The 25,165-nt window shown below is 69.2% G+C and carries 15 protein-coding genes and 1 pseudogene; 12 read left to right on the top strand and 4 right to left on the bottom strand.

Translation table 11 applies throughout. The features are described 5' to 3' along the window. The first annotated feature begins 16 nt into the window (after nucleotides 1–16). Both BLW78_RS21890 and BLW78_RS21885 read left to right on the top strand, forming a co-directional pair. Nucleotides 17–964 carry an efflux RND transporter periplasmic adaptor subunit gene (locus BLW78_RS21890; protein ID WP_020095882.1) on the top strand — a complete coding sequence of 316 codons (948 nt, stop codon included), beginning with the start codon at nucleotides 17–19 and terminating at the stop codon, nucleotides 962–964. A 52-nt stretch (nucleotides 965–1,016) separates the two neighbouring features. Next, nucleotides 1,017–1,904 (top strand): VOC family protein, encoded by an 888-nt coding sequence (locus BLW78_RS21885; protein ID WP_091682071.1) that lies wholly within the window; start codon nucleotides 1,017–1,019, stop codon nucleotides 1,902–1,904. Nucleotides 1,905–2,152: 248 nt separating this feature from the next. Here BLW78_RS21885 and BLW78_RS21880 read toward each other — a convergent pair whose 3' ends face one another. The 3 genes from BLW78_RS21880 to BLW78_RS21870 all read right to left on the bottom strand — a co-directional run bounded on the left by BLW78_RS21880 (nucleotide 2,153) and on the right by BLW78_RS21870 (nucleotide 3,669). Then, nucleotides 2,153–2,602 (bottom strand): DUF6691 family protein, encoded by a 450-nt coding sequence (locus BLW78_RS21880; RefSeq protein WP_091682069.1) that lies wholly within the window; start codon nucleotides 2,600–2,602, stop codon nucleotides 2,153–2,155. A gap of 3 nt (nucleotides 2,603–2,605) precedes the next feature. Continuing rightward, a complete protein-coding gene (locus BLW78_RS21875; RefSeq protein WP_091682068.1) occupies nucleotides 2,606–3,031 on the bottom strand; it encodes a YeeE/YedE family protein in 426 nt (141 codons plus the stop codon). Nucleotides 3,032–3,345: 314 nt separating this feature from the next. After that, a complete protein-coding gene (locus BLW78_RS21870) occupies nucleotides 3,346–3,669 on the bottom strand; it encodes an ArsR/SmtB family transcription factor (protein ID WP_020095886.1) in 324 nt (107 codons plus the stop codon). A gap of 598 nt (nucleotides 3,670–4,267) precedes the next feature. Between BLW78_RS21870 and BLW78_RS21865 the strand changes: the two genes are divergently transcribed. After that, nucleotides 4,268–10,621, top strand: a complete 6,354-nt coding sequence (locus BLW78_RS21865) for an autotransporter outer membrane beta-barrel domain-containing protein (RefSeq protein WP_091682066.1) — start codon at nucleotides 4,268–4,270, stop codon at nucleotides 10,619–10,621. A gap of 185 nt (nucleotides 10,622–10,806) precedes the next feature. On the opposite strand, the gene BLW78_RS21860 is transcribed toward BLW78_RS21865, so the two are convergent. Further along, the gene (locus BLW78_RS21860) at nucleotides 10,807–12,264 is read right to left on the bottom strand and encodes an FAD-dependent monooxygenase (RefSeq protein ID WP_056524270.1); all 1,458 of its coding nucleotides are present in this window, start codon (nucleotides 12,262–12,264) and stop codon (nucleotides 10,807–10,809) included. A 529-nt stretch (nucleotides 12,265–12,793) separates the two neighbouring features. Between BLW78_RS21860 and BLW78_RS21855 the strand changes: the two genes are divergently transcribed. From BLW78_RS21855 to BLW78_RS21815, 9 genes and pseudogenes are all read left to right on the top strand, one after another. Then, complete coding sequence (locus BLW78_RS21855) at nucleotides 12,794–13,198, top strand: hypothetical protein (RefSeq protein ID WP_244527014.1); 405 nt, start codon at nucleotides 12,794–12,796, stop codon at nucleotides 13,196–13,198. A gap of 48 nt (nucleotides 13,199–13,246) precedes the next feature. Then, a pseudogene (locus BLW78_RS30760) lies at nucleotides 13,247–13,397 on the top strand (IS3 family transposase); the annotation flags it as partial. A 459-nt stretch (nucleotides 13,398–13,856) separates the two neighbouring features. Continuing rightward, nucleotides 13,857–14,678, top strand: coding sequence for a hypothetical protein (locus BLW78_RS21850; RefSeq protein ID WP_091682063.1), 822 nt, complete (start codon nucleotides 13,857–13,859; stop codon nucleotides 14,676–14,678). A 121-nt stretch (nucleotides 14,679–14,799) separates the two neighbouring features. Next, a complete protein-coding gene (locus tag BLW78_RS31805) occupies nucleotides 14,800–15,294 on the top strand; it encodes a hypothetical protein (RefSeq protein WP_244527013.1) in 495 nt (164 codons plus the stop codon). Nucleotides 15,295–15,684: 390 nt separating this feature from the next. Next, entirely contained in the window at nucleotides 15,685–17,334 is a 1,650-nt protein-coding gene (locus BLW78_RS21840) for an ABC transporter ATP-binding protein (RefSeq protein ID WP_091682061.1), read from the top strand. A gap of 569 nt (nucleotides 17,335–17,903) precedes the next feature. Next, nucleotides 17,904–18,413 (top strand): RNA polymerase sigma factor, encoded by a 510-nt coding sequence (locus tag BLW78_RS21835; RefSeq protein ID WP_056524283.1) that lies wholly within the window; start codon nucleotides 17,904–17,906, stop codon nucleotides 18,411–18,413. 72 nt (nucleotides 18,414–18,485) lie between these two features. Then, the gene (locus BLW78_RS21830) at nucleotides 18,486–19,433 is read left to right on the top strand and encodes a FecR family protein (protein WP_091682059.1); all 948 of its coding nucleotides are present in this window, start codon (nucleotides 18,486–18,488) and stop codon (nucleotides 19,431–19,433) included. 117 nt (nucleotides 19,434–19,550) lie between these two features. Continuing rightward, nucleotides 19,551–22,184 (top strand): TonB-dependent siderophore receptor, encoded by a 2,634-nt coding sequence (locus tag BLW78_RS21825; protein WP_091682057.1) that lies wholly within the window; start codon nucleotides 19,551–19,553, stop codon nucleotides 22,182–22,184. Between the two features lie 444 nt (nucleotides 22,185–22,628). Further along, nucleotides 22,629–25,165, top strand: a 2,537-nt coding sequence (locus tag BLW78_RS21815) for a S8 family peptidase (RefSeq protein ID WP_244527012.1), incomplete at its 3' end; no start/stop codon positions are given.

Below are 25,165 nucleotides of genomic sequence, written 5' to 3'. Positions count from 1 at the left end.
CCTTCCGGATCCCTCCATGCCCCGGCTTCTCGCCCTCTCGTTCCGCCTCCTCGTCACCCTCGGGACGGTCGCCGCCGCGATCGTCGTCGGGCTGGCGCTGTGGGACTACTACATGGAGGCGCCGTGGACCCGCGACGGGCGCGTGCGCGCCGACGTGGTGCAGGTGGCCCCCGACGTCTCCGGCCTCGTCACCGAGGTGCTGGTGGCGGACAACCAGGTGGTGAAGCGGGGCGACGTGCTGTTCCGCATCGATCCCGAGCGCTTCGATCTCGCCCTGCGCCAGGCGGAGGCGGTGGTGGAGGGCAAGCAGGCGACCGCCGAGCGGGCCGCGGCCGACTACGTCCGCTATCAGAAGCTCAGCGACGCCGCCGCGTCCCAGCAGAGGGTCGAGGCCGCCCGGGCGACCGACCTGGAGGCCAGGGCGGCGTACGGGCAGGCGGTGGCCGACCGTGACCTCGCCAAGCTCAACCTCGAACGCTCCGCGGTGAAGGCCGCGGTCAACGGGCGCATCACCAACATGGAGCTGCGTCCCGGCACCTACGTGTCCACCGGGCGGGGCGTGATGGCGCTCATCGACAGCGACACGCTGCGCGTCGAGGGCTATTTCGAGGAGACGAAGCTCCCGCGCATCCATGTCGGCGACAAGGCCAGCGTCCGCCTGATGGGCGAGACGTCGACGCTGAACGGCCGCGTGGAGAGCTTCGCGGGCGGCATCGAGGACCGCGAGCGCACGGCGGGCTCGAACCTGCTGGCCAGCGTCAACCCGACCTTCGCCTGGGTCCGGCTGGCCCAGCGCATCCCGGTGCGGATCAAGCTGGACGACGTTCCCGACGAGACCCGCCTGGTCGCGGGCCGCACGGCGACGGTCGCGGTCGCGTCCGAGGGCGGGACCCCGCATTTCAGCCTGTTCGGATCCTGGCGCGGGGCGCCGGAACCCGCCGCCCGGGAGACGAGAAGCCGCTGAGGACCGGCCGGCGATCCCACCTGCCGGACGGACAGAGATCGGGAGACGAACCATGGCGACACCCGCTTCGAGCCGGCCCCAGGCCGGGCCGGACCGCGTCCTGGCCGAGGCGCCGTACCGGATCGGTGCGGTGACCCTGGCCGTGCGCGACCTCGACGCGCTCACGCGGTTCTACCGGGACATCATCGGGCTCGGCATCCTCTCGGAGACCGAGAGTGCCGTGCATCTCGGGACGGGCGACGCGACGCGCCTCGTCCTGCGCCGTGACCCGAACGCGCGGTCACGGGACCCGCGCGAGGCCGGCCTGTTCCACACGGCGTTCCTGCTGCCTGACCGAAGCGACCTCGGTGCCTGGCTCCTGCACGCGGAGAGGCACGGCATCGCGCTCACGGGCGCCGCCGACCACCTCGTGAGCGAGGCCGTCTACCTCGACGATCCGGAAGGCAACGGCATCGAGATCTACGTCGATCGCCCGGCATCGGCGTGGCCGCGTGCGTCGGACGGTTCGGTCGTGATGCGCAACGAACGGCTCGATCAGGCCGGGATCGTCGGTGCCGCGACACGTCCCTGGTCGGCGATGCCGGCCGCCGCCTGCGTCGGGCACGTCCATCTCCAGGTGGGCGACCTCGGAGCGGCAGAGCGCTTCTACGCGAACCTGCTCGGCTTCGACGTGATGTGCCGCTATCCGGGGGCCCTGTTCCTCGGCTCCGGCGGCTACCACCATCAGCTGGCCGGCAACGTCTGGAACAGCCGCGGTGCGGCCGTCAGATCCGAGGGGCGGACGGGCCTCGCCGAGGTGGTGCTGCTGGTCGATCGACCGACCCTGGCATCGACGGGAGACCGTCTGCGCGAGGCCGACGCGCCCCTCGGCGCGGACGACGGCGCGCTCGTTGTCCGCGATCCCTGGGGCATCGCTCTGCGGCTCCAGCCCGACGACTGACAGCGCCGCCGACGCTCCGTCGGGCGCGATGCGCGGAGCGCGAGACCTGATGGCTGGAGCCGCATCACCGTCGCGGCCGCCACCACCGGAGCGATGCCGGATTCCGGACCCGAGCCGTGCCCGCCGCGCCCGCAGAGCGTCGCCTTGAGGCTGTCGGACCGCGAGCGCACGGCGACGCCGGCACGCGGACGACATGGCGGGAGCGTCCGATCCCGACGCAGCGAACCCGCTTGCCCGAGCGGTGCGCTTCAGGCGCCGGCTCCCGGCACGGCCTTCGGCTTCGGACGCACCGGCGGCACGAGGCGGAACAGCAGCATGCCGGCGACCATCGCCGCCACGAAGGTCAGGGCCTCGGCCGGGGCCACCGTCAGGATGGTGAGGGCGGGGCCGGGGCAGAGGCCGACCAGGCCCCAGCCGAGGCCGAAGATCGCGGCCCCGGCGATGAGACGCAGGTCGAGGTCGCGCCGGGTCGGGACATCGAACCTGGGCGCGAGCACCGGCCGGCCGCGCCGCAGAGCCAGGCGGTAACCGGCGGCCGAGACCGCGACGGCACCCGCCATGACGAGGGCGAGGCTCGGATCCCAGCGACCCGTCACGTCGAGGAAGGCGCGCACCTTGGCCGGGTCGGCCATGCCCGAGACGAGGAGGCCGAGGCCGAACAGGAGACCGGCGGCGAGGGCGGAGACGGTCTTGGCCATGGCTCAGGCTCCGACGAGACGCCGCGCGACGAGGACGGTGAGGATCGCGACGGTCATGAACGTGCCGGTGGCGGCCAGCGAGCGGGGCGAGCCGCGGCCTATGCCGCAGACGCCGTGGCCGCTGGTGCAGCCGGATCCGAGGCGCGCGCCGAAGCCGACCAGCAGGCCCGCGACGACGAGGAGCGGGAACGACGCCCCGATCGTCACCGGCGGCAAGTCGCCCCCGAGACCCCTGTAAGCGACCGGCGCCAGGACGAGGCCCGCCACGAAGGCGGCCCGCCAAGCGGTCCCGCGCGCGGGCGGGACCAAGAGGCTGCCGAGGATGCCGCTGATTCCGGCGACGCGCCCGGTGAGGAGGAGGAGGAGCGACGCGGATGCGCCGATCATCGCTCCGCCGAGAAGGGCGCCGACCGGGGTGAAGTGATCCATCTCGATCTGCCCACAGCTCCGGTCCAGGCGAGGCCCGGCTCGGCGGCGGAGAACGCTGTCCCGCGCGAGAACATTAGATGGTTCTTATTTAGCGCACCCTAATGTTCTGCGGCAAGCCTGCGAGCGCCGGAGCGACGCGCCGGCCGGCTTCCCGGAGCGCGCGGGCTTCCTCCGCGATCGCCGCGCGCGACGGGCTGCGGGCTCGCTCTCGCCATCGCCGCGATGGCGTCACGCCGCAGCGGGCCGAGCCTGCGGCTGCGCAACCGGCCGGACCGTTCGGGACTCGCGGTGGAGATCCTGCGTGGCTGACGCGGTCAGGCGAGTTCCGGGCAGAAGATGTCCTTGAGGGTCGCCAGCACGCGGGCGACCCGGGGATCCTCCAGGCGGTAGTGAAGCGTCTGGCTCTCGCGCCGGTATGCGACCAGCCCGTCCTCCCGCAGCTTGGCGAGGTGCTGCGACAGGGCCGACTGGCTGAGCCCGACCGCCTCGGCGAGGCTCGTCACGTCCATCTCGCCGCGGGCGACCAGCAGGCACAGGATGAGCAGGCGCTTCTCGTTGGCGAGGAGACGGAGCAGACGGGCCGCGTCGCCGGCCCTGTCCTGAAGGCGCAGCAGTTCGTTCGGCGTGACGACGTCCATCGGTCCGGATCCGGGCGCTCTCAGGGTCTCTTATTTAGCGGATCCTAATATATCGCGGGCGTCGCCATTTGCCACGCCGGCGCGCGCCTTGCCTCACCGAGCAGCTCGGCGAGCCTGTCCGGTTCCGACGGCCGGCTACGGCGACGAGACCCGGCAGGACGGTCGTCGAGGGACAGCCGTCATTCCTGTTCCGTCTCCGGCCTGTGGCGGTGTGAAACGCGTCCCCCGACGGGGTGGGAAACGCCGACCGTCTGAAATCCACCGCACCTACATTGCTGCACCCGAGACGCGTTCAATTCGCTCCAGGCGCGGCCTCGAATATCTGAGGGCATTTAAACATGGACTCAGATACTAAAAATCGTGAATTCGCCAAGAAATATGGGTTCGGTCGCTGTTAGAAATATCGATCTCAGTCCGCACAATTGCTCCAGAATTGGGAAAAATAGGACCATCATCGGCCCGACAGATCGTTCTAAACGTTTTGTTAACCATGTAAGAGGAATGCATTCAAAACTTCGTGCGGACGATCGCTGGGTGCCCTGAGCCGCGAGGGCCCGGATTTTTTCTTGAGACAGCGGCGCAGAGAGACGCGTTCCTGATGGGTCACCGGCCAGGTCAGCTCTGTGTCCCACGCCGCGACCGGCAGATCCGCGATGGCGGACGGCTCGTCGTCGCGGCCAGCACCGGCCTGGTCCTGGTCCTCGACCTGCCGGCGCGCGCCGCGGAGCGACCTCGGCCCGAGGTGGTGACCGCCACCAGCGGCCGCGATGGTAGAGCCAACGTCATCGCGTCGAATGTCGTCGCGACGGCCGGTGCTGACGGCCCTGACCTGTCCTTGATCAATGTCGATGCCGCGGCCGCCGGCAACGACCTCGCCGCGACGATCCGGACCGGTTCGGTGGGCGGAGCGGGCGGGCGCGGCGACGCGATCGTGGGGCTGGCATCCGTCCCGGGCGCGAGCGGCGGGCGCGGCGGTGCCGTCGCGGTGACGCTCGGAGAGGATGTGAGCGGAGAGGGGGATCAGGTCGGCTACACGACGCGCGCCCGCGTCTCCCAGCTCCAGTTCCGGCCGATCCCGCGGTTCTGGGTCTTCTCCCGGGGTGGGAACGGCGGCGACGCCCAGAAGGATGTCGGCGCCGGCGGCGATGCCGGGCCGGCGACCCTGACCCTGTCGTCCCGCGTCGCGACCGAGGGGCAGGCCTTCCTGGGGGTCCGGGTCAGTGCGGTCGGCGGCGATGCCGGCCGCGGGGGCACCGACGCCGACCAGACCGCCTCCAGACGGGGCGGCGCCGGCGGCGCGGCCGCGCTCACGGTGACACGCTCCGGGCAGGTGACGACCGACGGTGTCGGGGCGACCGCGGTGATTGTCGAGTCCATCGGCGGCGCGGGCTCGATCCGCGGGTCCGGGACCTTCTACAGCAACCCCTTCGTGACGCCGGGCGGCGCGGGCGGCACCGCGCGCCTCGACATGGCCGGGACCATCCGGACCTCCGGCGACTCTGCCCTCGGCGGCCTCGTCCAGAGCATCGGCGGCGACGGCGGGATACAGCCCGATGCCGGCGGCCGGCCCGGTGGCCGGGGCGGTGACGGCGGGACCGTCACGGTGACCCAGAGCGGCACGATCGTCACGGCGGGCGACTACGCCCTGGGCCTCGTGGCGCAATCGGTCGGCGGGCCGGGCGGCAAGGGCGGCGGCGGCGTGTTCGGCGGCGGCGGCGGGGGCGATGCCGCCCCGGGCGGATCGGTGACCCTGACCAACAGCGGGACGGTGACGACGTCCGGCGCCGGGGCGACCGGCCTCGTGGCGCAGAGCATCGGCGGCGGCAGCGCCCTCTCGGCCCTGCCGCTCGCGGCCCTCGACGTGGCGCCCGGGAGCGGCGGCGGTGCCGGAGGCATCTCGCTCTGGTTCGGCCGCGGCGGGGCCGGCGGGACCGGGGGCGCGGGCGGGACCGCGGAGATCGTCAACGCGGGTGGCCGGATCACGACCGAGGGCGACGCGGCCTTCGGGGCGTTGGTGCAGAGCATCGGTGGCAGCGGCGGCAGCGGTGGCGGCGCCTTCCCGGCCGGGGCCTTCTTCGCGGTCGGCCTGGGCGGCAGCGGCGGCGGCGGCGGTGATGGCGGTCTCGCGCGCTTCACCGGCCGGGCCGGCGCGATCGAGACCGGCGGGGCGGGATCGACGGCCGTGCTGGTGCAGAGCATCGGCGGCGGCGGCGGCGCCGGCGGCGACGTCAGGAGCATCGCGGTGGGCGCGGCGCTCTCCGCCTCGTGGGCGATCGGCGGATCCGGCGGCAAGGGGGGCAACGGCGGCGAGGCCCGCATCGAGAGCAGCAGCACCGTGACCACCGCCGGTCTCGGGGCGGACGGCCTGGCCGTCCTCAGCATCGGCGGCGGCGGCGGTGTCGGCGGCCTGGCCAGCGCGACGGCGATCACGACGCCCCTGGCCACGCCGAGCGGGCAGTCGCTGCCGAGCTTCGCCTTCTCCACCGCGATCGGCGGCTCGGGGGGCGACGGCGGCAATGGCGGCCCGGCGGGCGTGATCAATGCCGGCCGGGTCACCACCTACGGCGACGCTGCCGCGGGGCTGCTGGTCCTCAGCGTCGGCGGCGGCGGCGGGATCGGCGGCGATGCCGCCGCCTACGCGCTGGCGGTCGCCCCGCCGGGCCAGATGGCCGTGTCCGCCACCTCCACGCTGGGCGGGACGGGCGGCGGCGGCGGCAATGGCGGCACCATCACCGCCGCGAATAGCGGCGCGGTGCGCACGTCCGGGGACGGCGCGATCGGCATCCAGGCCCAGAGCATCGGCGGGGGCGGCGGCAATGGCGGGGGCGCGACCGCGACGAGCAACAGCCTGAGCCTCAAGCAGAATGTCACGGTCTCGCGGAGCGTCGGCGGCACCGCGGGCGTCGCCGGGATCGGCGGCGCGGTCACGGTCACGCAGTCCGGCAGCGTCACCACCGGGGGAGCCGGCGCGGTCGGCATCCTCGCGCAGAGCATCGGTGGAGGCGGCGGCAACGGCGGCAACGCCGCGAGCCTCGCGGCCCCCGGCTTCTCCTTCGACAAGACCCTGAACGGCCTCGTCGGAAAGCTTCCGATCGCCGATACCCTCTCGGTGACGGAGACGATCGGCGGCGGGAAGGGCAAGGGCAATGTCGGCGGCGCGGTCACGGTGACGAACCGGGGCGCGATCACGACCGGGGGGTCGAACGCCCACGGCATCGAGGCGCAGAGCATCGGCGGGGGCGGCGGCAACGGCGGCACCGTGTCCGGATCGGCCGTCGGCAAGCTCACCGTCGGCCTGACGCTCGGCGGCCAGGGCGGCAGCGGCGGCAGCGGCGGGGACGTGACCGTCACCAATGCCGCCGCCGGCGCGATCGCGACCAGCGGCGACGGCTCGCACGGGATCGTGGCGCAGAGCATCGGCGGCGGCGGCGGCATGGGCGGCAGCGTCGCGGCGCGTGACGTTTCCGACCCCGACACCGTCGGAACGATCTGGACGCAGATCAAGAAGACGATCGGTGTCGCCGCCTACCAGGAGTGGGCGAAGGACAAGGAGAACAAGGACGATCTCGATCGATTCCTGAAGGACATCAAGTCCAGCGATACGTATAAGGGCCTGGCGGATCAGCTCAAGAGCTCGGATATCGGCAAGGCGCTCAAGTCCTACAGCGGCAGCGTCTCGAGCTATCTGGACGCGCAGAAGAAGGGCGCCACCAAGCTGCCCGACGTGGCGTTCACCCTGTCGCTCGGCGGGAGCGGCGCGCAGGGCGGGAACGGCGGTCGCGTCTCGGTCGAGAACGGCGGCACCGTCCGGACGATGGGGATCGGCGCGCACGGCATCCTGGCGCAGAGCATCGGCGGCGGCGGCGGCCAGGGTGGCCTCGCCTACGCGGAGGCGACCAACAGGACGACCGTGACGGCGACGCTCGGCGGCACGGGCGGCAGCGGCAACATCGGCGGCACGGCCAAGATCGTGAACACCGGTTCCGTCGCCACCGCGGACGATGCCGCCTACGGCCTCTACGCGCAGAGCATCGGCGGCGGCGGCGGCAACGGCGTCGGCGCCACGGTCGCCGGCAGCCAAGCGAACAAGGGCCTGACGCTCAACCTGACCGTCGGCGGATCGGGAGGGACCGGCGCCCGGGGCGGATCTGTCCGGGTCGATAACCGCGGCTCGGTGACCACCGCCGGGGCCGAGGCGCATGCCGTCGTCGCCCAGAGCATCGGCGGCGGTGGCGGAAGCTTCTCCGCGCCCTCCGCCGAGGCCGACACCCCCGCCGCTGCCACCCCCGCCGCTGCGGCGGAGGGGACGGAATCATCCAAGGAGCCGGCCGCGAGCCAGGTTCAGAGCCAGACCAAGAGCGAGACGAAGGGCGGGACGAAGAGCGACGCTCAGGCGCTGGCGGAGGCCCTGCTCGCCGCGCTCGACATCGAGCGGATCGCCCCACCGGAGGATCCGGCCGGCGTCTCCGAGAGATCCGGCAGCCTGACGCTCGGCGGCTCCGGGCGCGTGGCGGGCGATGGTGGCGGCGTGACGATCGTGCAATCCGGCACGGTCGCCACGACGGGCTTCGGGGCGGTGGGCATCCTGGCGCAGAGCATCGGCGGCGGCGGCGGTCTCGCCTCGGTGGCGGCCGGCCCGGGCGGCCACCGCTACACGTTCGGGATCGGCGGCGCGGGCGGCGCCTCGGGGAGCGGCGGCCCGGTCGGGGTGAGCCTGACCGCGGGCGCGCAGGTCTCCACCGTCGGCGACGCGGCGCCGGCGCTGCTGCTGCAGTCGATCGGCGGCGGCGGTGGCTACGGCGGCGCGCACCAGGCGATGGGATACGCGGTGCCCTACGCTCTGCGCGACGGGTCCGGCGGCAACGGTGGGACGATCCGGGTGACGCTGGAGGAGGGCAGCGCGATCCGCACGTCGGGCGCCCAGTCCCACGGCCTCCTCGCCCAGAGCCTCGGAGGCGGCGGCGGCCTGCTCCTGGACCTCACCGGCCCGGCCGCCGGGGCGTCGGGTCAGAGCCGTCTGAACGCGACCGGCAAGGGCGGCGACATCTCCGTCGCGTCGTCCGGATCGATCATCGCGTCGGGCCTCGACGCGAACGCGATCTTCGTCCAGTCCGGCGTCCAACGCACCGACGGGAGCCTCGAACCCGACCCGGAGCGGGGCGGCAGGATCAACCTCCAGGTGAACGGCCTCGTCACGGGCGGCAGCGGCACCGGGGCGGCGATCCGCATCGACGGCGGGCGCTCCACTACGATCGTGATCGGCGGGCGCGCCGTGGTCAGCGCGGCTTCGGGCCGGGCCATCGTCGGCGCGTTCTCCGCCGGCGAGATCAACAATTACGGCACCGTGATCGGCGACGTGGACCTGGCCGCCGGCCCGGCGGGGGGCGTCACCTTCGTCAACGGCGGTTTCCAGAACACGGGTGGCACCTCGGCGATCCTGCGCACCGGACCCGAAGGCGTCATCGCCCTGGGGCCGAACGGCCGCCTGCACAACAGCGCCACCCTCGACATCGGCGGCGTCGGCAAGGTCGCCCGAGCGACGGTGACCGGCAATTTCGAGCAGAGCGCGTACGGGCGGATGCTCGTCGACGTGGCGCCCCTGGCCCCGGAGGGGGCCCTGCGCGCCGATCTCCTCACCGTCACCGGCACCGCATCGCTGAAGGGCCTCGTCGAGCCGCATCTGATCGACGGGCTGCTGCCCGGCCGGTACGCCTTCCTCCGGGCCGGTCAGGTCGTGGAGAGCGGCGCCATGGCTGTCGGCAGCAGCCTCCATTCCGGCGCGGTTCCGATCTCCTGGTCGATCGTCGCGTCGGGCGACACCCTCTCCCTGGTCCCGAGAGCCCGGTTCACGGAGCCGACGGGCGTCACGCTCACGCCGGACCAGCGCAGCGTCGCGCAGGGCCTGCAGGATGCCTGGGACGGCAATACCAGGCAGCTCGGAACGCTCTACGGGCGCTTCCTCTCGGTCGACAGCCAGAAGGCCTACGCCGCCGCCCTCGACGAGTTGAAGCCCGAGTCCAACCAGGACAGCCTGACCGACCGGACGCTCGACACCCGCAAAGGTCTTCAGCGGGCCATGAGCTGTCCGGCCTTCAGCGGCACCGGCACGCTCCTGCGTGAGGGCGAGTGTGTCTGGGGGCGGATCACGAGCGCCCACACGACCCTTTCCGCGACCGCGGAGGACGGCGGCTATCGCCAGACCGCCCTCAGCTACCAGACCGGCCTTCAGACCGAGTTCGCCCCTGACTGGTTCTTCGGTCTGACCGGCGCCTACACCCGCGCCATCCAGAGCGATCCCGACCGGATCACCGGAACGACCAGCGATGCCGGCGATGTCTCGGCGGCGCTCAAGCACCAGATCGGCCCTTGGCTGCTCGCGGCATCGGCCAATCTCGGATATTCCTGGGCCGAGAACAGGCGCCTGATCGACTTCGGCGGCGCCACGGCCACGGCGCGCAGCAAGTCCGGGATCCTCTCGGCGGGCGGGCGGCTGCGGGCAAGCTACCAAGTCCTGTTCGGCGATTGGTATCTCAAGCCCTACGCGGATCTGGATCTGCTCTACAGCTACAGTCCTGCTTATTCAGAGACCGGGGCCCCCGGCTTCAACCTCGACATGCGACCGGTCGCCAAGACGCTGGTGGCGTTCAGCCCGATGCTGGAGATCGGCGGCCGGATCGACCTCGATGCGGGGCGCTGGATCCGGCCTTACGGTATCCTCGGCGTGACGCTCCTCTCGGACGACCATTTCACCGGTCGGGCGAGCTTCCAGGGGACCGGCGCTCTCGGGCTGTTCGCTACGGAATCGTCGATCCCCGATCGCCTCGGCGAGATGGGGCTGGGCTTTCAGATCAGCCTCGGTGGCGGCATCGAGGTGACCGGCGAGTATCAGGGTCAAGTCGGCGATCACTTCCTCTCGCATGCGGGGACTGCTCGGATGCAGCTGCGCTTCTGAGCGCGACGTGGACCATTCCAGGGACGTCGCGTGGGCGGAGGTGACGAAGCGGGCGTGACGGACAGGCCGGTGTGACCTGACCGACTGGCTCTGGACCGGGCTGATTGAGAGGATCGGCCAGGACCGAAGAAGTCGGGCATGCGGCGAGGTCAGAAGACGAGCGCGGAGCAGGTGGTGCTCGGACCTTACGCGAGGGCTCGCAGATACTGCTCGGCGGTCTCCCACGCGCCGTCCCTCGCAGCCAGACCGATATAGCCGTCGGGTCGGACAACGATGAGGTCGGAACCGCTCGGCAGCGACCGACGCGTCGGTTCGAGCAGGCCGGGGAAGCGCTCGATCAGTTCAGCCCCACGCGTCGCGTCCGCCGCATAGAGGACGAAGCGCGGCTCGCTGCCGGCGCCCGGGGGCGGTCCCGCGTAGGCAGCAGGCTCCCAACGCGCCCCGGCGCCGTGTCCGAGAGAGAGCGGGCTGTCGGCATAGGCGATCTCGATCTCGCTCAGCTGCGTCGCCATCCGGTCGCGGACGACATGGAGGCCGAGCAGGAAGCGCAGCGCGAGGTTGCGCGCCGTCTGCGCTGCCGGGTTCGACAGCGTCGCCATGTCGGTCAGCCGGGTCGCGTTGCGCAGGACCAGCTCCCCGACCGCGCTGCGCTCTGGGCTGTAGCTGTCGAGAAGGGACGCGCTCGCTTGACCGCGCACCACCATCGCCAGCTTCCAGGCGAGGTTCACCGCGTCCTGCATACCGGTGTTCATCCCCTGTCCGCCTGCGGGACTGTGGATGTGCGCCGCATCGCCGGCGAGAAAGGCGCGCCCGCGCCGGTAATCCGCGACCTTGCGCTCGTTGATGCGGAAGTGCGTCAACCAGACCGGGTCAGACACGCGGAAGCCGCCGCCGGCGCGCTGATCGACGAGGGCTTGCACGTCGTCGAGGGTGGGCTCCGGCCGCGGGTGCGCCGCATCCGCCTTGCCCACCGTCGCGATGACGCGCGCCCGACCGCCCGGGATCGGGAAGACGACGAAGGGGCCGTCACGGTGCAGGTAGGTCGCGATCTCGTCCGCCGGCGGTGCTGCGGGCCCCTCGAGGCGCACGTCGGCGAGCAGCCAGTCGTCCCCCTGCGCCGAGCCGGAGAACGGGATGCCGAGTTTGTGCCGGACCGTGCTGTGAGCACCGTCGCAGCCGATCAGCCACGGCGTCCTCACCGTCTCCTCGCGTCCGTCGGCGTGTCGCACGTGCGCGTCGATGCCGTCCGCCGTCTCGGCGAAGTCGACCAGCTCGACCTGACGCTCGATCTCGACGCCGAAGGCGCCCAGCTGCGCGGTGAGCAGGCGCTCCGTCTCGCATTGTGGGATCATCAAGGCGAAGTTGTACGCGCTCGCCACGCCTTCCAGGCGCGGGCTGCCGAGCACCTTGCCGCCGCTGCGGATCGAGGCACCGGGAGCGCGCAGTCCCGCATCCAGGAAGGCTCGCGTGCAACCCATGCGATCCATGAGTTCGAGGGTGCGCGACCAGACCACGAGGGCCTTCGAGGTCTCCGTGGCGTGCGGGGCGCGGTCGATCAGGCGCACTCCGACGCCGTAGCGGGCCAGCTCCGCCGCCATGGTCAGACCGACCGGCCCCGCGCCGACGATGAGAATGTCCGTCATGGACCCGCCTCCCGCGCTACGTGGCTCGCTCGGTCGCATATCCTGAGGCGGTATCCCCTCAGTCTCGAATTTGCCCAGCGGAGGGACCCGACCCTAAAGGGCGCCGTCCGGCGGTCAAGGCTCGCCGCACTCGCTCGGTGCCGGCACGCCGGCGGAGCGGTCACCGATCCGGTCGAGGGCCGCCGGCGCAGCGTCCTTGGCCATCGACAGATGTCCACGCCAGGCACGCGGTCGAACGCGACCCGGCTGCCGGCTCGGCACAGCCGCGCGCGATACTCCTCGGTCACCCGCGGCGGCACGCGGTTGTCCGTGCTGCCCTGCGCCAGGAAGATCGGGATGCGCGGCGGAGCTAAATCAGGAGCTGCGTGAGAGCTGGAGAGCCGCGCCTTCGTGCGGCCTGAGCGGCATCCGGCCTGTGCCGCACGTCACCGCAATCTCTGGAAGATCGCCTACAATCCTACACAGTTCGGCGGGCCGACGTAAACGCGGATCTGCTAGACGCCACCGTGCATGCAGAAGGTGTGGGATAGTGAAGACGTTGCTCGCAGCCGCCATACTTCTCGGATCGACGGTCGGCGCGATGGCGGTCGAGTCGTACGGGGATTACCGTGACTATTTCGATGCGAAGCCCGTGACCGCGAAGCGCGCGCCGCGCAGCGCTTCCCGGAAGATGGCTCCCATCGACATCACCACCGACCTGAGCGCGGTGCGACGCCGCGCCGATGGCGACCACCGTGAGATGTACCGCTACGAGACTGGGTCGAGGCTGATCGCCGACATGAGGCCTCGCAACTGGGACGGCGGGCATGTTCCCGTGCAGCCGCACAGTTGGTCGCCGGATGGCTTCTGGAGCCCGATGGTACAGTCACACGAGGGGCGCGAGCGGCCCGACCAGTCATTCGAGGGGCGGGGACGGCCCGAGCGATTCCGGTGATGCTGCGTCCTGTAGGGCGCGATGGACGCTGCGGCGTGAGATCTTGAGCGCTCGTTCGAGGCGGTCGAGTACGCCACCCTCGAATGGGTCGACTGGTTCAACCACCGGCGGCCGCTCCAACCGATCGGCACGCTGCCTCCCGCCGAGACGGAAACCCGCCGCTTCTGCCGAAGCCGAGGTCCGAGCCTTGGCCGCCTGACCCGAACCGGACAGGCTCCGGGAAAGCCGCCGCGGTTCACTGCGGGTGACGGCGCAGGCCCGCAAAACCATAGACCTCGGTGGGCTTGTCCAGCGGACTAGCTCATCGCCGTGGCGTGACGACGCCTGTTACGCGGCGTACAGAAACACAGGCGCTTGCGCTGCGTGGACTCGGGTTTGTCCGACGGGTCTGCGACGGTTGCCGAAGTCAGAGCGGGAACGCTGGTGGCTCGCGGCAACGAACAAACCTGACTTTTGACTACCATACAGGGCCGATTTCCTGCTGAGCCATAGCTGGTGACATCGCTTATTCGCGGACGTGCGACAAGGTCGTCGGATGAAATCCTTATCCCGTCTCTTTGTGGCCGCATCACTGGTCGGATTTTACAGCATTGGGTGCGCGCGAGGGCATGCTCCGGGACTGGGTGACGCACGTGGGGCCATCGTGCGTCCCGCGGCCATGAAGCTGTTTGACGCCGAACCCGTCTTTCCTCGGGTCCCGGCGATCATGCCAAGTCCGTGGATGCCCCTCGAGGTTGGGCGGACCATGGGGGCGATCTGCAAGCCCCACGACGCGGGCGGAGGGACCTCGTTCCTCGGGCTTCATTTCGACGATCACTGCTTCGGCCCGGCTCCTGAGCATGTGGCACACGCTGTCTTGGCCCTCCCTGTCCGAGCGTTCGACCTCGAACGTGACACGCGCCGTGAGGATCTGCGCAAAGCTTTTTATCTGGCGGCTCCCGGCTTCGGGCGCCGTCCTGACTTCACGCTGGGGGCCGGCCCGTTCATGGTCCGCAGCTTCGAGGGAGCGGACCCCCGAGACACCGTGTACCTGATCTGGCCCGTACGATGCGATCAGGGTGAGGCGGGGTTGGATTGCCACAACGGCATGGGTCGGAAGGCTTTTCGGTTCGCTGCCGACGGCGCCTTGCAGGATGTCAGTGCGGACGTGCTGCCGACGGATCCGGTCCTGAGCTCCGACGACCGCGTGCGTCAGACGAAGTACGGCGGCAGCGTCCTGTTTCTGCTCGACGACAAGCTGCCTTATGCGCCCACCATGCGCTGGATCATGGAATTCGATCCTGACTCGCCACCACTCGAGAAGGACGATCCGAAGGCCGCGGGCCCTTGGGCCCACTTCGGCTTCGTCCACTGGACCGGTTCTCGTTTCGAGCTCGTCGATCGAATTGCCCGATCGCAATGGCCGTGTCGGAAGCTCAATGACGCCCCGGCCTGCTCGACGTATCCCGACGGCTTCGAGGATCCCTTTGTCATCCCGTGAGCGGAACTCTCGAAGTGGAGGGTGGGGCGGTGCCATCGCCGGAGCATTTGCTGCTCAGGATCGACGGTCCGCCTCTCGATCCAGGTGACGCTCGTCCTCTGTTCGCTCTCTCAGGGAGACGGTGATCGTCCCGACACTCTTGAACATGGGCGCATCGTGGCTCTGTCGGGCGACCGTTGGCACGCGACAGAGGAGGTCGAACAGGCAGCGATGGAAGGACATCGGCGAAGGCGCACGCCCGCATGGCGTGCTCAATGTGGCCGGTTGCACCCTCGACGCGGCCAACACCGGAGACACACCGTTGACCAGCCGTCCCAAGATCAGCTCCGTTCCGATCGTCCCCAGTGAGGTCGAAGGTACTCTCGAAGCTCCCGTCATCTACTTCGAAGCCACATCGACGCATGGCGTCGGAGGAGGCGTCGGTCGCCTCGCTCTCGAGATGATGCTCTCCGAGCCCAGCGCGGACGGCACCCCGATCAGTCGGCGAAAGATAGTCGTACACCTGCGCGGCCCGCTCGGCGCGTTCATAAGTCTGAAAGCCGCGATTGAACACATTGAGGAAATGGCCGCCGGCCCGCTCACGGCAGACATCGCGGAAGATGGGAAACCCAATTGAATCGCGTGCAGATCTGCGTCAAGCGATACTCTCGTACTCAGGTCCTATTGGTTCATTCCGGTTTTCCGTAAAATAGAACTTGTATTGATGCTTGGATCGGAGCAGGTCGAATTTCCGGGTTGCGTGAGGGATAATCGATTGGCATGGCAGTATGTGATGTATCCCGCGCTGAACATATAGCGTGTTGATATCGGGTATTCGTTCGTCATTCGGTCATAGGGCAGAACAGGGAAACTATTCGGGATAGTTGGCTTCTTGCCCGTCCTCTCCCGGGCGGCGGATGCATCGCGGCGGACAGATCCAGTCGCGGGGTGCCGCGAAAAATCTTGCATTCCTCAAGCTTGCGAGGGATTCGAAAATCGCCCTCAGGATTTTCCCTGGCAATTTCGAATGATATCGATTCTGAATGCGTTGCTGCGAGCCTACTGGCGTGACGCCCGCCTGACGACCATCGCGGTGATCTCGGCCAGTTTGCTCGGTGCATTGGCCTCGATCTCGGCTCCGTACCTTTTCTCACGCGCCGTCGACGATCTGGCCCGCGGACAAGTGCGGTCCGACGCGCTCCCGCTCCTCATGTCCTACGCATTCCTGTTCGGATGCGCGAAAGCTCTGGGCATTGGATCACGGTTCCTGATCGTGCTTTGCGCGGAGCGTCTATCGTTCATTGCAAATACGGCCTTCTTTGCGCGCCTCCTACACAAGACGCCAGCCTTCTTCCTGGAGCACAACGCCGCGGAGATCGGGACTGCCCGTCAGCAGGGAACCCAGACGCTGAACCTCATCACCCAGCTCGGGCTCGGAGGCTTGCTCCCTGGATGCGTCCAGATCGCCTTCAGCGTCCTAGTCCTCGGCAACCTCGTCAGCTGGGACATAGCCCTGATCATATTCATCTACGGCGTGGTCGTGATCGCGCTCGACTACACGCGTATCGGCAAAGTCAAACCCGCTCTCAATGAGGCGATGAATCAAAGTCAGGCCAATGCGCGCCTGGTCGGCAACGCCATCGCCGTCATCGACACCCTGCGCCAGACACGCGGCGAACGATGGATCACCGAGCGCTTTACTGCCAGCGCGGGTGATGCCTTCGCGAATTTGCGGCGCTACGCGCTGGTGAGCAGCGCCTTCTGTGGGCTTCTGGGCATCGCTGCAGCCTTGCAGTTGACCGTCACGTTCCTGATCCTCGTCCCCCGGTTCGAGGGCGGCCTGATCTCGATTGGCGGCATCGTGCTCTTCAACACGTTGCTGATCCAGTTGAATGAGCCGTTCCACATGGTCGGCATGGCCATCAAGGAGTCGGTCGAAGCAGCGGCCCGCTTCCGGCCCTTAGCGATGATGTGGAGAGCACCGGAAGAGCTCGAGCCCGCCGATCCGCTGCCCTACCGGCCGTCCCTCGGCATCGTCGCTTTCGAGAACGTCAGCTTTCGCTACGCCAATGGTCGTGGCGTTGCCGACCTCTCCTTCGTCGCTCGCCGCGGCACGCCGACCTTCCTTACGGGTGAGACCGGTGCAGGCAAATCAACCGTCGTTCGCCTGCTGTTGAAGGGATTGCAACCGAGCGGCGGCCACATCTTCGCCGACGGAACCGACCTGACTCGCATCGCGAGCGATGATTGGTTCAACCATGTCGGCGTCGTGCCGCAAGAGGTGACACTGCTCAACGATACGCTGTCGGCCAACATCGTGCTGGGCCGTCCGTTCGACGCGGAGCGCCTCCGCCGGGCCTCCGCGCAGGCCTCCATCCTCACGCGCATCGAGGCCATGCCGGAAGGGTTTGAGACCGTCGTGGGCGAACGGGGCCTCAAGCTGTCGGGCGGTGAACGGCAACGCATCGCCATCGCGCGGGCGCTCTACGGCGAACCGGCGATTCTCGTTCTGGACGAAGCCAGTTCGGCCCTCGACGACGAGACCGAGCGGCACATCATGGACGGCTTACGTGACCTTGTTGACGGGTTGACCATCATCGCGGTCACGCACCGCACCTCCATGATACGGCCAGGAGATCAGAACGTCCGCCTGTCGGCTTCCCCACCACAGGCGTAGCCGTCTGAGATGAGCCGACAGCCGAAGGGCGGCTCCGGGTGGAATGCCGCCATTTTTGCTGTGGGACGGCAGATGTAGCGAAGCGGATATAGCCGCACGGACCAAGTCCGACCCTTTTCAGACCCTCGCAGCGCCAGATCGCAGGCCGCGTTGCGAGGCGAAGGTGCGTGGCCGGAACGGGCGGCTCCGCGATCGGCCGGGTTCGAGCACCATGTCGAGGACGTGGGCGTTCGACGTCTGACGGAAGGCCGCCCCGGGACGCTGAGCGCGTCTCGACCACGAACGGCGCGAAGCCGGGTCCCAGAACGCCACCGGCATGCCCCGATCCATGCCGCAGATTTGCAACAGAACATGGAAAACAGCCGTTCTACTAGAACTATTCCAGTTCAAGGCCCAGCATTCGCATCGCTGTTTCGTTGCGGCCGAACAAGCGTTTGGCTGAGAGCAGGTGCATCAGTTTAGATCGGCTAAAAGCGTTCAGAACGCTTGCGTCTATCCTCGGCGTGACAGTCTAATCGGTCGGCGCCGCGCGCTCGTGTGCGTCGGCGAGGCACCTGAGGATTGGAGTTATGGCGGCGGTATCATTGGATGCCCTACATCGCAGTGAGAACCTGAACCTCCAGCGGTTCCTTCTTCGCAAACTCGGGAACCCTGCCGACGCAGCCGACGCCGCGCAGGAGACGTATCTTCGCCTCGTCAAAGCACTCACGACCACCGACTTGGAGCATCCGCGCCTCTTCCTGTTCCACCTCGCGCGCAACGTCGCCGCCAATCTCGGCAAGCGCCGCCGGTTCGAAGCGCGCCTCTTCCGATCCATGACCGATCTCGAACTGTCGAGCGTCGTGGACGGGCACGCCCAGACCGAGACGCAGGTGATCGCCCGCGAGCAGCTGCGCCTCGTCGCGGCAACGATCGACGGGCTGCCGCCGCGCTGCCGGGAGGCGTTCCTGCTCAGCACCGTCGAGGGCCTCTCGAACGGGGAGGTCGCCGTCCGTCTCGGCGTCAGCCGCAACATGGTCGAGAAGCACCTCATCAAGGCGCTGCTGCACATTCGTCGCGCGTGTCACGAGTTTTTCTGATCGGGCACGTCAGGAGTTCGCGGCCTCGATGGTCTTCATAGGTCGGACGGGCGGAGCGGGCAGCGGGTCGACATGGAGGAGGAGCGCAAGCCCGCGGGCGACGACGAGGCCGCCGACGACCCGATCTACGCGCGGGCCGCGTTCTGGGTGGTTCGCCTGTCCTCCCCCGACGCGACCGACGCCGACCGGGCAGCCTTCGAGACCTGGCGCGCCGCCGACCCGGCCCATGCCGAGGCCTACGCGGAGATGGAGGCGTGGCGGGGCATCGCCGGGCGCGTGCCCGATACGCGCCGGCGCAGGCGGCCGCCGCCGACGCGCCTCGTCGGCCTCGCGGCAGCGCTGGGCCTGTCCGGATTCATCACCTACGAGAGCGGGATCCTCGACCGTGTCCGCGCCGACGTCTGGACCGGGATCGGGGACATCGAGACGGCGCGGCTCCCCGACGGCAGCCGCGCCGCCCTCGACACCGACACCGCGCTCGCCCTGCACTTCACGGACGCCGCGCGCGACGTCCACCTGCTGCGCGGCGAGGCGGTGTTCGATGTCGTGCCCGACAGCGCCCGACCCTTCGTGGTCTACGGCGGCGGGTTGCGGGTGCGCGCTGTGGGGACGCGCTTCTTCGTCCGGGCCGGCGGGGACGCCGAACCGGTCGGCGTGGCGGAGGGGCGCGTGGACGCGTCGACGACCGCGGGCGCCGTGACCATCGGAGCCGGCGAGGTCGCCCTCCGGAGCGCCGACGGCCATCTGATGGTCGAGCGCGGCGATGTGGGGCGCGCCACGGCGTGGCGGGAGGGCAAGCTCGTCGTCACGGGGCAGCCCCTCGCCGCGGTCGTGGCCGACCTGAACCGCTATCGGCGCGGGCGCATCGTCCTGCTCGGTTCGGGGCTCGGCGCGCAGCGCTTCAGCGGGACGCTCGACATCCGCGACACCGACGACGCGCTCGACGTTCTGGCCGCGACGATGGGCCTGCGCGTCACGCGCCTGACCCCGTACCTCGTCCTCGTCAGGCCGCCGGCCTGACGAGGCGAAAAAAACCGACGCGGGGAGGTCAGGAGTTTCGCGCCTCGATTGTCGTTTGTCCGTGAGGGCCACGGAGCGCGCGCCGAGCGCGCCGCCCTCCGCGGAACGGGGGCATGAATGGCGGTGTGGGATCTTGGCGGCACGCTCGGCCGCGCGCCGGGCGGTCCATGGCGCGGTGCGGCCCTGGCGAGCGCGTCCCTGATCGCGCTCGGGCAGGCGTCGGCCGCGCAGGACCGTTCGATCACCCCGACCTTCGTGCGGGCGGGCGAGCGGCTCAACATCGTGCCCGTCGCGACTGGCGATGCCGCGCCGCCGCGCGCTCTCTCGGAGCGGCGCGTCCGGCTCTCGATCGCGCCCGGCCCCCTCGAGCCGGCCCTGGCGAGCCTCATCGCGCGGACGGGTCTGTCGCTGGCTTACCGGACGGCGCTGACCGAGAACCTCGCGACGCGGGGCGTCGAGGGGGACGTCCTGCCCCTGGAGGCGCTGACGCAGCTGCTCGACGGGACGGGGCTGACCTACCGCGCGGCGAAGCACGCGACGATCACGCTCGTGAACCCGCGCTACGCCCAGGCGTCCCTGCCGCCGGGGGATTCGAACGCGCCGACGCCGGTCGGGGCGGCCGCCGCGTCGGTCACCCTCGACGAGCTCTCGGTCGAGGCCCAGCAGCCGACCTTCGGGACGACGGGTTTCGTCGCGACCCGGTCAACGGCGGGCTCGAAGGGCAACGATTCCATCCTGGAAACGCCCGCCACCGTCAGCGTCATCACCCGCGACGAGCTGAATGTCCGGGGCGTGCAGGACGTCAACCTCGCGGTCGCCTACACGCCCAACGTCCAGGCCGTCGACTATCCCGGCGGCCAGGGCGGTCCGACCTTCACGCTGCGCGGGTTCAACGCCAACAATTTCGACAGCGTCTACGAGGACGGCCTGCGCTACGGCTTCAACTCGTTCGACCAGAACATCGAGCCCTACGCCTACGAGCGCATCGACGTCGTGAAGGGGCCGATCTCGGTCCTCTACGGCCAGGGCCAGCCGGGCGGCATCATCAACCTCGTCTCGAAGCGCCCGACCTTCGTGCCGTTCAACGAGGTGTTCATCCAGGGCGGCAACTACGGGCGCATCCAGGCCGGCTTCGACCTGTCCGGCCCGGTCGAGGGGGCGCCGCAATTCGCCTACCGGGTGACCGGCCTCGTCCGCAACGCCGACAGCCAGGTCAAGTACACGCCGGATGACCGGACCTTCATCGCCCCGGCTCTGACCTGGCGGCCGGACGCCGACACGTCGCTCACGGTGCTGGGCAAGTACGCCGAGTACCGCGGCGGCGGCTCGGAGCAGAGCCTGCCGATCGTCGGCTCGATCCTGCCGAGCGCGCGCGGCTTCTTCCCGCGCAGCCCCTTCGTCGGGCAGCCGAACTTCAACACCGGCCTCCTGGAGAACAAGGAGATCGGCTACATCCTCGACCACAGCTTCGCGCCGGGATGGCTGCTGCACTCGGCCTTCCGGGCCTACGAGACCACCTCGAAGTTCGACGCGGTCGGCGCCAGCCCGGCCTTCACGCCGCCCGGTTTCCTCGCCGTCTCGGTCTTCCCGTACCTGCGCGACCAGTCGAGCCAGGGGCTCCTGACCGACAACTATATCCAGGGGCGCTTCGACACCTGGGACATCCAGCACGACGTCGTCTTCGGCGTCGGCTTCCAGAACTACTACCGCCGCGACGCGCGGACCTTCCCGAACGGCTATCCGACGATCGCCGCGAACCGCCTGATCGACCTGTACAATCCGTTCTACAACCTCGGCATCGCCTTCCCGCAGCGCACGAACGTCTCGACCCGGGCGCTCCAGCAGCAGACGGGCGCCTATGTCCAGGACCAGATGAAGTGGAACGGCTTCATCCTCACGGGGAGCCTGCGCAATGACTGGGTCGACCAGCAGGTCCGGACCACCTTCAACTTCCCGAACCTGCCGGTCGCGACCCTCAACCGGACGACGGTCGACAACCAGAACTTCTCGGCCCTGAGCTACCGGGCCGCCCTGGGCTACGAGTTCGCCGCCGGAATCGTGCCCTACGCCGCCTACTCGACGTCGTTCAACCCGCAGATCGCCGGCCAGCGGGCGGACGGGTCGGCGCTGCCGCCCCGCGAGGCCAGCCAGATCGAGGGCGGCGTCAAGTGGCAGCCGGTCGGCACCAACGCGCTCGTCACCGCGTCGTATTTCGAGATCACGCAGACCAACATCCCCCTGGCCGATCCCCGCAACCCCGGCTTCTTCATCGTGACCGGCGCGGCGGAGTCGCGGGGCTTCGAACTGGAGGGCAAGGCGAGCCTGTTCGACGGGTTCAACCTGATCTTCGGCTACGCCCACCTCGACACGAAGGTCACGCGGAACGCGACCAACCCGGCGCTCGTCGGCAATCGCCTGCCGAACGCGCCGGACAACACCCTGTCGCTCTTCGCCGACTACACCTTGCCGCTGAACTCGCCCTTCGCCGGCTTCCGGGCGGGGGCGGGCGTGCGCTACGTCGGCGAGCGGACGGACGCCACCAACGTCGATCGCATCCCGGCCTACGCCCTCGTCGACGCCTCGCTGAACTACGACCTCGCCCAGCTGAACCCGGCCTGGAAGGGCGCAATCCTGTCGGTGAACGCCAACAACATCTTCGACCAGCGGTACTTCACGTCGGGCTTCTACACCGGCTACGTCTTCGAGGGGTTCCGCCGGAGCGTGTTCGGGACGCTCACCTATCGCTGGTAGGATCGTCGGACGATGACGCGCGCGGCGCCGACCGTCTCCGGGCGGCCGGGACCGGAGGGGTATCGGCGGGCGTCGGCCCGCCGCTTTACCGCCTCGCGAACCTTCCGCCAGTGCCTGTGGCCGCATCGTGGGAGCGGGCTGATCCCGGCGCCGTTCTGGCCCGATCTGGCCGCATCGAACCGCGGCGCTCGGCCAAGCTCGCGATTGCGGGGGGCTATCCGTTCCAGAAAGGGGGATCCCCGTTTCAGGACGTCGCGCGCGGCACCGAGTGTGGCCGCAATGTGATAGTCCGTTGAACGCGCATTTCCTAACCCCCGTGCAAAGCTTGCGGCAGGCATGACGGGGGTCAGTCCGGTGGTCCAACAGTATAGCGATGTAGAGCGTGTGACCGGATCCTGTGATCCGAGCCGGGGCGCGGGCGCCGGAAGCCGGCGGCGCGGCCCCGTGCGGCTCGGATTGCTGGTCGGCAGCTCGCTCGCGACGCTCGCGCTGGCTCTGGGATCTGTGGCGGCGCAGACCGTGCCGGCGCGCTCGCCCTCGACCTTCGATGCCTTCGGCGTTCCGTTGACGGCGGCGCAGTTCGACACGCCCGAATACCGGGCTGATTGGGGGTTGGCAGCGATCAACGCCGCGACCGCCTATGCGCGCGGCTTCACCGGAAACGGCGTCCTGGTTGCTGTTGTTGATAGCGGTATTGACCCGAATCATCCCGAATTTAATAACCGCTTCGGCCGTATTTCTCCATATTCCCGTAATTTCATTCCTCCAAACGATCCTTTTCTGCTCGGTGACACGGACCCCAAAAGCCACGGCACCCATGTAGCGGGAACAATAGCAGCAGCCCGCAACGGAACGGGTATGATGGGCGTCGCTTTCGACAGCACGCTCCTAGCACTCTTCGACCTGACGAATACTGCAAATGCAATCGATTACGCAGCTCAGCAGAAAGCTAGGGTTTTAAATGGCAGCTATGGACCTGCTGTTTCCGAACCATTCGATAGTAACGGCATTCCGAATCCAACCTATCGGAGATTGACGACACAAGAATACACGCTAGGCGATATTAATGAGTATCGAGCGATAAAGCGGGCGGTCGACCGCGACATGCTTTTGGTGTTTGCGGCTGGCAATGAACGTCTGGATCAACCCGATGTGACGACGAGTCCGACGGGTGCCGCGCTATACCCGTTCATCAAGCCCGAAAATGCCAATAGCGGCATCTACCAATTTTACACTCGCCGCGGACTGAAATCCGCCAACATGGAAAGCGTGGATGTAGCTCCGGTCGGACCAGTCGATCAGAGCAAGATCGACTTCTCCAGTCTTTCTGGCTACATCATGTCTGTAGTCGCAGTTGACTCCAGCAACCGAATTGCCTGGTTCAGTAATCTGTGCGGTGTCACAGCGGCGTGGTGCATTGCAGCGCCGGGAACAAACATCTACTCCACCGTCCAGGTCGGAACGGGGCTTAACGGCTCAAACTACGGATCTAAGCAAGGCACCTCGATGGCCGCGCCGCACGTAGCAGGTGCCGCCGCTGTCCTGCGTCAGGCGTTCCCGTTCCTGACGGCGCCGCAGATCGCCCAGACCATGTTCACCACCGCCACCCATCTCGGCGACGGGCCCGCCAACGCCCCGAACGCCACCTTCGGCTGGGGCCTGCTCAACCTCGGCAAGGCCATCGACGGCCCGGGCCAGTTCACCTCCGACTGGACCGTCAACACCACCTACAACGGACAGGCCTATTACGGCCGCTTCGCCAACGCCATCTCCGGCGTCGGCGGCCTGACCAAGGTCGGGCTCGGCACCCTCGAACTCGCCGGCACCAACACCTATGCCGGACCGACCACCGTCGCCGGCGGCACCCTGTTCCTGTCCGCCAGCGGCAGCCTGACCTCACCGGTCTCCGTCCAGAGTGCGGGCACCTATCTCAATGCCGGCTGGACCCAGAGCAGCGTCAGCAATGCCGGCCTCCTGATCAACACCGGCACCATCTCCGGAGGTGCGACCAATGCCGGCACGGCGCTCAGCAGCGGCGTGATCGCCGGCGGCGTGGCCAACAGCGGCACGCTGTCCAACAGCGGCACCGTCGCGGGCGGCCTGACCAACACCGGTCTGGCCCTCAACACCGGCACCATCGGCGGCGGCGCGACCAACAGCGGCAGCCTGGTCAACGCCGGCACCCTCGCGGGCGGACTGACCAACACCGGCACCGCCCTCAACACCGGCACCATCGGCGGTGGCGTCATCAGCAGCGGCATCCTGAGCAACAGCGGCGCCATCGGCGGCGGCGTGGCCAACACCGGCCTCCTCGCCACCAGCGGCACGATCAGCGGTGGCCTGACCAATGCCGGCACCGTGCTCGCCAGCGCCGGCCGCATCGACGGGGCCATCGCCAACAATGCCGGCCTGCTCGCCGTCTCCGGATCCGTGGCCGGCAGCGGCCCCTTCGCCAACGCCGCCGGCGCGACGCTCGCCGTCACGGGGGGCGGCAGCTACAGCCTCGCCGGCCCCCTCGCCAATGCCGGCCTCGTCGCCGTCGCCCAGAGCGCCAGCCTCACCGCCTCCGGCGGCCTCAGCAATGCCGGCCTGGTGGCCAGCGACGGCACCCTCACCGCCGACCTGACCAACACCGGCATCGCCCGCCTGTCCGGGCAGTTCAACGGCACGCTCACCAATGCCGGCCTCGTGCAGATCACCGGCCCGCTCGCCGGGCTGACCGGCCTGACCAACACCGGCGCCCTCGACCTCGGCGGCACCGCCCTCACGCTCACCGACCTCGCCGGCCCGGCCTCCGCCGTCCTGGGCAACGGCGCCCTCACGGTCTCCAGTGCGGCCGCCTCCACCTACGCCGGCGCCATCCTGGAGACCGCGAGCCCGACCAGCCTGACCAAGGCCGGCCCCGGCACGCTCCTGCTCACCGGCCCCGGCCTCTTCTCCGGCCCGACCACAATCCAGGCCGGCACGCTCTCCCTCAACGG

Source organism: Methylobacterium sp. 275MFSha3.1 (genome assembly GCF_900108435.1).
Classification (GTDB): Bacteria; Pseudomonadota; Alphaproteobacteria; order Rhizobiales; family Beijerinckiaceae; genus Methylobacterium.
This window is presented reverse-complemented; position numbering and strand designations above follow the sequence as displayed.